Source organism: Clostridium sartagoforme (assembly GCF_039521405.1).
GTDB classification, from domain to species: Bacteria; Bacillota; Clostridia; order Clostridiales; family Clostridiaceae; genus Clostridium; species Clostridium sartagoforme.
In genome coordinates this window covers 1-6,728 of the sequence record NZ_BAAACH010000024.1, presented here as the reverse complement: position 1 = coordinate 6,728, position 6,728 = coordinate 1, and the positions used below count along the sequence as shown (strand labels likewise).

Below are 6,728 nucleotides of genomic sequence, written 5' to 3'. Positions count from 1 at the left end.
AATTTCTATAGTGATAGGGTATCATTTGCTTAAAAATAATTATAGACGCCATTTTCTGAAGCGCTTACAAAATACTGTATTATATCAGAAATTAATATACAGTATTTTTTTATTGATAAATAATTTTAGAGCTTACTGTTTTTTCTAAATTACTCACTAAAAAATACCGCATATTCTTTTTAATAATACGGCATTTCAATTAATTTAATATTTAATTTATACTTCACAATAATTTAAAAATGTGAACTAACTAACCCATAAATTTGAATTTAGCCTGAGCATTATTCTTATTTATTAAAGTTATAGAAAAAAGTACTTTTCTCTTTTTATTGTCATCATTGTTGCTTTTTGAGTTTAACCACTGTAGTAGTGCCCATTGCAGACACTTCATAACTTAAGACACCATTTTCATATTTCATAGTTTTAGTATCATCACTAGAAGCAAGCAATGCACTTTCAGTTTTACTATGGTCATTCTTCGAATCCCATGAATAAGGTTCATTAGAAGTTGTTGGAGCGACGAAAGAACCAGCCCAATAAAGTGATTTTGTATCACCATTATCACTTACCCAATCAATTGTAATAGTATCACCAGTTATTGTTGCTGATTGATAAGAGTCATCAGATTTGCTATTTTCTTGTTTCCATTCACCAGTTAAGTCAGGTATTTGCTTTTCAGTAGTATTACTATCACTATCAGAGCTTGATTTCTTAGAACTACACCCCATAGATATTGTTGTTAACATAAACAAACACAGACTAATCATAACTAATTTTTTCATTTTTATTATCCTCCCATTCTTAGTACTAGGTTTGCTATTATAGGTTCCTTAGCAAAAATAATACGCTTGATATTTACCTTTATAACAGGCTTATAAATTCCCGTTTTCTTATCTGTTTGTTAAATAAGTGTCACCACTTAGAAATATATTACAATTATAAATCAATTATATCATATTTTTACAATAAAATACTATTAAATTTACACCATAACTTTAATCGTTATTTTCTCTCCTGACAATTCATATTTATGAAAAATTACTACTTTCGCTTCAATATTAATATCATCTTTAAATGGAATAAGACCAATGAAATTGTCATTTATATAAGTTAAATTTAAATCTTCTCAACTATATAATCAACAAAACCTTGTCTGATCCTTTCTCCTTCAAATATTCTCTCTAAAACCCTACTTTCTTTATAAAGAATTTTCATATCATCAAAATATTTGTCTGCTTCTGATTCTTCAAAATATGAATGTATTACTGGAATATTATCATCAAGTTGCTCATATTGATTTTCACCTAAATCAACACCTGTACCACAGCGAAAATCCCTAATGGTAAGAAAATTCACAAATAATAATCCATGAGGTTTAAGCACTCTCTTCATTTCATTTACAGATTTACAAACCTCTTCCTTTGGCATATGGAATACAGAGTTATATGAATAAACAAAACTAAAATATTCGTTATCAAAATTCAATTTTCTCATATTCCCTTGTTGGATTTTGAGTTGATGTCCACTTTTACTAGCATAATTATTTGCCTTCTCAATTTGAGCTAAATCCATCTCAATTCCATTTGTCATATATCCATATTCATGAAATAAAGTTAATGGTGGAGAGTCTCCACCTGCTCCACAATCCAATACTATTTTCTCCATGTTCGTTTCATTACAATACATAAGAAATCTATACAGTGGTATTTGCTTAAATATTTCAAGCATATTAAATTCCCCCTTTATATATAAATATAAAATAGATAAACTAATATTATCCATTTTTATTCTTCTTATCTCTTCAGCATTATATAGATAAACTATACCCTGCCTAGAGCTTTGAAATTATTCTTTCATATTTATTATCATGATCCTCTATTACCTTAATCTTATTATTTTCTATCATACAATCAATTCTTGATGCATACCACCAGTCCTTAACTCCTAACTGATAAAAACCAAGAATATTTCCAATTAATCTGACTTCTTTTATAGGTTCATATCCAATATGTTTATAAATTAGGTTATCATAGAAGTCTTCGCAAACTCCTATTAATCTCCCATTTACTACTACCCTTAGAGCACTATTTTCTTCTACAAGCATGAGCCAGGCATTACTAAACATTTTTAGTTCTATCTCAGATATTCTTCTTTGATAATTAATAAGTGTCTTATATTGCTCCGGTCCAACTTCTTCCAAAGATTGAAATGAAACAACTATATCATCTATTTTTATGTAATCTGGTAATTTTATTGCAAAAATTTCAGTTCCAATATCTTTTAGCAAATCACATATATAGTAAAAACCACACATCTCATATGGAGCATTACTATACCATATTCGAATTGCTTCTCCATTTAAAACATAATTTATAAGCCTTTTATATTCATCAGTATAATATTTTCCAGCTTTTTCAAGCTCTTTTAGTGTATCTTCATCATTATCATAGCCATTTTGTGTGTACATATCAAAAATAAGGTTATGTCTATAAGAACTATCTATTTTTTCTTTAATATCACCAATATCTAACATTAAAGCAAGACAAATAACTTTTTCTGAACTTCCTGAAATAACTCCTTTTTCTATAGCTATTTTCATACATGCAGCTCCACTTTCTCCAAATAAAACTTCTAACATAAAATCTCCTCTATAGTTTCTAATTTGATACTATTTATAAGTATGTTTACCATACTTTGTAACAAGAAAAATCCCTTGCAGAAATATTAAAGCAATCGTAAATTCACTTCCAACCCACATAAAGATAGAGATCATCATATTTACAAATACTAACAAGTTTAATATTCCTCTTATCCTTTTAATATGAAATTCTTTATTTAATTTATATCCATATTTCTCTTTATACAATACTTCATCTGGTATTTTCTTTATTAAAATGCTTATGAAGCTCCAAATTAAAATTAATATAAAAGATATAGATATTTTTACTCCTAAAGTCATTTTAAACTCCTAAAAATAAAATTTACCTCGTATTATAAATATTAAAATCCATTTCATCCACTATATTCTCAATATCACTAAGTGTACTTTGAACTTCATCTTTCTCATTTAAAATCTTAACATCTTTTATATCAGATATATCTGTTATCACAAGATACCCCTTATCTAAAGTAACACTCTCACGAATGTTTTTATTGTCACTAAGGGTAATATCTATTTGGGATATATCTACGCTTACTTTTTTATCTTCAGATGGAATGTACTTACTATCATTAAAACTTCCAAAAATAATTCTTTTGTCATTATAAATTAGTGTATTTACAGAGAAACATTGGCTAATTGGCTTTCTTCCGCTAGTCCAACTTAAAATTTCATTATTTTCATTAAGTAAAAAAAGATTAGTATGTTGTTCTCCATCTTTTTCATTCATTTCTGCTAAGACAATTTTTTCATTACCCATATCTTTTGTAAGTAAAATATCTACCTTTTCATTTGAAGCTTTTTTATTAAAGAATTCTTCAATAGATTTTGATACAGTTAAAGTTCTACTACCACAACTTATTAAAAGAGAAATTAAAACTAAAGAAAATATACCTAAAGTAAGTTTTTTCATATTTATAAACCTCCTAAGTTTTTTAATATTACAATATTTCTCATATTCATTTATTCAATAACTTCTGCCTCAATAACATACTTACTGTTTGGAAGATATTTTAGCTTATAATTGTTTCCTTCAGTAATTTTATTGGACCTTGGATTATAATAATATGTATTTTCATTTAATATAATCGATGGAGTTACTCCCTTTGAACTCTTATCAACAACAGTACACTTTCCAATAGAAATCTCATAATTATCATTAATGTAATAACTTATATCATTGAACCGTGGCCTTAGTATATTTCTTTTTACTTTTTCTTTTTATTACTAGCTCTGCTCCCAATCCAATAGCTATAAATTTATATATTATTACTGTTATAACTTGCCATGATGGCCATCTACCAAACTCCCTATATTTCATACCTTAGTAATGTATTATAAGTTATATTGTAACATATTTTACCAATAGACTACTACTTAGTTTTAAAGCTTCTATTTATTAATGGATTTTCCTATATAAAAAGGAGTTGTCATACAAACATCCCCTTTTTAAAATTATCATATTCCATTATTTTTTTACTATTTCACTCTATGTTGAAAAACTTTACTCTTCTATAAATTTCATTAATTCCTCATTAAATTTATCTCTCTGATCATAAAATGAAGCATGTCCACTATACTTAAATGGTATAAGTTTTGAGTTTTCGATATTTTGACTTTGTACTTCACCTAGCTCAAAAGGAACAACTTTATCATGAATACCATGAATAATTAAAGTTGGAACACTTATTTTTCTTAAATCAGAAAATAGCACTTCATCTATCCAAGTATTTGCAATAGCTGCAGTTGCCCACCCTGCTGCCTGTAATCCTAACTGAAAGAACCAGTCAGATAATGCTTGTGATATATTTTGAAAAAAGAATATATCACCAAAATCTCTTAGCATTTTAGGTCGATCATTATCTGTTCCTTGAATAATCTTGATTATATCTTCTTTCTATGCACCATATGGGTTAATATCCTCTACATAAATTGTTACATTAGGTTCTACTCTAACATAGTACCCCACATAAATACCTCCATTTACAAAACTTCTTCATTTAATATATTATTCTTCTATATGTAAATATATGAATTGTAAATCTAGCTTTTTGATATAACCATTCAATTGTAAAGTAATGTTAATTAAGAAAAATTAGTATTCTTATTTTCCAATTAATTTATATATTTTTTCTGCTGCTTCTTTGGCAGAAATATGATTTACATCGATTTTTTGTGTATCCATTTGAAAATAATTTTTTAATCTTGGTACACTTCTTTCAATTACATCATTTTCTCTTACTCCTTGATTAATATCCTTTGTAATTCTTGAAATTAATGTTTGCTCTGAGCATACTATAGAAAATTTATGTATTATACAGTCATCTTTATTTAATCTTGATAATACATCATCAAGAATACTTTCTTCATGCATTACCCAACAAAAAATAATATTTTTATATTCTGAGCAAGAAATAAAATTATTTAGAAGATGACTAATATTATCAAGTACCATCTTTTTAGTTTCATCCGTCACAATAAATGGTGACATATCCCAACACCAATCACCATCAAGAAAAATACAATTAGGTAACAGCTTCTGCAATTCTTTACTTATTGTTGTCTTACCTACCCCCATTGTTCCATTTATAAAAATAAGATTTTTCATAATTTTAACCACCTATCATTTAAGCTATTGTTTATTTAATTTTCTTTTGTTGTACATCCCAACAGTTACAATTGAAACAATAATAATCATAGCATTTGCAACAACAGTTCCTATCCAAGTCATAGTCATGGTTCCAAAGATAGGTGATACTGCATTAAACATGGTATGGAATAATACGCACATAAACACATAGCTTTTCCCTGATATCTTGTAGATTGCTCCGTTAAAAAAACGAAATGCCATTAGTTGAACTGCAAACATCCAAAAGTTAATTAGTCCCTCCCCATGATTAGTCCCTGGAATAAAAAAGAGAGGAATATGCCAAAAAAACCAAATTACTCCTGTAAAAATACAAGATAAAATAAAGCCATATTCTTTATCAAGTTCAGGCTGTAATATGTACATCCAACCAGATTCTTCTAATCCCCCAATAATAAGGCACCCAGGTAGAGATAGAAAGAACGTATAAAATGGAAGCACCATTTCTCTACTACCTGAAACTATAATATGTATTAGAAAATATAGTGCAAGACCTGAAACAACAAACAAGTATGGTAAAATGTTATTTTTAAAATAAAAAACAGTTTTCAACCATTCTTTAAAATCTGCTATTTTGTTATTCTTCTTCAAAACTATATATGAAGCAATAGCTGGTGATAAAATATAGATTGAAAAGGGAATATTCATCATAAATTGCTGCACTGAGTGAACCCAATTGTAAACCGAATATCCGAAATGTCCAAGAATAATCAAAGCACCTGATACAAGATAGGCTATGCAAAATGTTAGAATCGTAAATTGTATTCTAACTTTTTTATCTGTCATAATTTCTTCACCTCATATTTTAAAGTATTCATTATTTATATACTTTGCTTATCTTTAAACTGCGCACAATAAAAATCAAAACTAATCAAAGAACTTCCCCTTATAAAAATTCTCATTGCCAAGTTTCTCTGCCTTCAGTCTGAACATAACGCAGCCATCTGGACATACAATATCCTTGCTATACTTAGCACTTCCACCAATATTCTCCAAATCTCCGCCGCTTCTGACTGCTTCCATGATTGGGAACATAATCATCATAACCTTGGAACAAATGCCCTGTCCATTCGAATTTACCGGACATCCATAAGTGCAGGTATACTTATCCCCTACTTCCTCGCCATTTCGGCAGTACCGCTCTGTATGGTCACTTCGAAGAAACCCAGTTACCTCAATTTCAAATTTGTACTCCTCATCATACCACTTTTTCATAATTAACCCTCCAAATCTCTTTTTATCTATCTCACCTTATATTGTACCATATTTTGTAAACCGTATAATGCTTATATAGAAAATATTCATATTAATTAGTTTAAATAAAATAGAATTGAGAATTTAAATTATTTTTCAGTAAGCGGTTCAGAAAATAGCGTATTTTAAAAATAAATAAATTACTATATAGTTAAAAGGAGCTCGCAG

Annotated in this window: 9 protein-coding genes and 1 pseudogene; all 10 read right to left on the bottom strand. The window is 28.1% G+C overall.

Annotated features, from left to right (window positions below):
• Window positions 1–335: 335 nt before the first annotated feature.
• Window positions 336–746: a hypothetical protein gene (locus ABDZ60_RS11100; protein ID WP_343778157.1), complete on the bottom strand. Its 411-nt coding sequence runs from the start codon at window positions 744–746 to the stop codon at window positions 336–338.
• Between the two features lie 370 nt (window positions 747–1,116).
• A complete protein-coding gene (locus tag ABDZ60_RS11095) occupies window positions 1,117–1,728 on the bottom strand; it encodes a class I SAM-dependent methyltransferase (RefSeq protein WP_047001176.1) in 612 nt (203 codons plus the stop codon).
• Between the two features lie 103 nt (window positions 1,729–1,831).
• A complete protein-coding gene (locus ABDZ60_RS11090; RefSeq protein WP_343778155.1) occupies window positions 1,832–2,638 on the bottom strand; it encodes a DUF1835 domain-containing protein in 807 nt (268 codons plus the stop codon).
• A gap of 30 nt (window positions 2,639–2,668) precedes the next feature.
• On the bottom strand, window positions 2,669–2,959 hold the full coding sequence (locus ABDZ60_RS11085) for a hypothetical protein (protein ID WP_343778153.1): 291 nt from the start codon (window positions 2,957–2,959) through the stop codon (window positions 2,669–2,671).
• A gap of 22 nt (window positions 2,960–2,981) precedes the next feature.
• Entirely contained in the window at window positions 2,982–3,572 is a 591-nt protein-coding gene (locus tag ABDZ60_RS11080) for a hypothetical protein (RefSeq protein ID WP_016208829.1), read from the bottom strand.
• A 264-nt stretch (window positions 3,573–3,836) separates the two neighbouring features.
• Window positions 3,837–3,980: a hypothetical protein gene (locus tag ABDZ60_RS11075; protein ID WP_343778150.1), complete on the bottom strand. Its 144-nt coding sequence runs from the start codon at window positions 3,978–3,980 to the stop codon at window positions 3,837–3,839.
• A 183-nt stretch (window positions 3,981–4,163) separates the two neighbouring features.
• Window positions 4,164–4,556: pseudogene (locus ABDZ60_RS11070) on the bottom strand (alpha/beta fold hydrolase); the annotation flags it as partial.
• 207 nt (window positions 4,557–4,763) lie between these two features.
• Window positions 4,764–5,267 carry an AAA family ATPase gene (locus ABDZ60_RS11065; RefSeq protein ID WP_343778148.1) on the bottom strand — a complete coding sequence of 168 codons (504 nt, stop codon included), beginning with the start codon at window positions 5,265–5,267 and terminating at the stop codon, window positions 4,764–4,766.
• A 24-nt stretch (window positions 5,268–5,291) separates the two neighbouring features.
• The gene (locus ABDZ60_RS11060; RefSeq protein ID WP_016208832.1) at window positions 5,292–6,092 is read right to left on the bottom strand and encodes a CPBP family intramembrane glutamic endopeptidase; all 801 of its coding nucleotides are present in this window, start codon (window positions 6,090–6,092) and stop codon (window positions 5,292–5,294) included.
• A gap of 81 nt (window positions 6,093–6,173) precedes the next feature.
• Entirely contained in the window at window positions 6,174–6,521 is a 348-nt protein-coding gene (locus ABDZ60_RS11055; protein WP_343778145.1) for a TIGR04076 family protein, read from the bottom strand.
• Window positions 6,522–6,728 lie beyond the last annotated feature (207 nt).

Bases quoted from the DNA above. Each gene is read 5' to 3' on its own strand.
- ABDZ60_RS11085 (WP_343778153.1), bottom strand. From the start codon at position 2,959: ATGACTTTAGGAGTAAAAATATCTATATCTTTTATATTAATTTTAATT.
- ABDZ60_RS11100 (WP_343778157.1), bottom strand. From the start codon at position 746: ATGTTAACAACAATATCTATGGGGTGTAGTTCTAAGAAATCAAGCTCT.
- ABDZ60_RS11065 (WP_343778148.1), bottom strand. From the start codon at position 5,267: ATGAAAAATCTTATTTTTATAAATGGAACAATGGGGGTAGGTAAGACA.
- ABDZ60_RS11080 (WP_016208829.1), bottom strand. From the start codon at position 3,572: ATGAAAAAACTTACTTTAGGTATATTTTCTTTAGTTTTAATTTCTCTT.
- ABDZ60_RS11075 (WP_343778150.1), bottom strand. From the start codon at position 3,980: ATGAAATATAGGGAGTTTGGTAGATGGCCATCATGGCAAGTTATAACA.
- ABDZ60_RS11055 (WP_343778145.1), bottom strand. From the start codon at position 6,521: ATGAAAAAGTGGTATGATGAGGAGTACAAATTTGAAATTGAGGTAACT.
- ABDZ60_RS11090 (WP_343778155.1), bottom strand. From the start codon at position 2,638: ATGTTAGAAGTTTTATTTGGAGAAAGTGGAGCTGCATGTATGAAAATA.
- ABDZ60_RS11060 (WP_016208832.1), bottom strand. From the start codon at position 6,092: ATGACAGATAAAAAAGTTAGAATACAATTTACGATTCTAACATTTTGC.
- ABDZ60_RS11095 (WP_047001176.1), bottom strand. From the start codon at position 1,728: ATGCTTGAAATATTTAAGCAAATACCACTGTATAGATTTCTTATGTAT.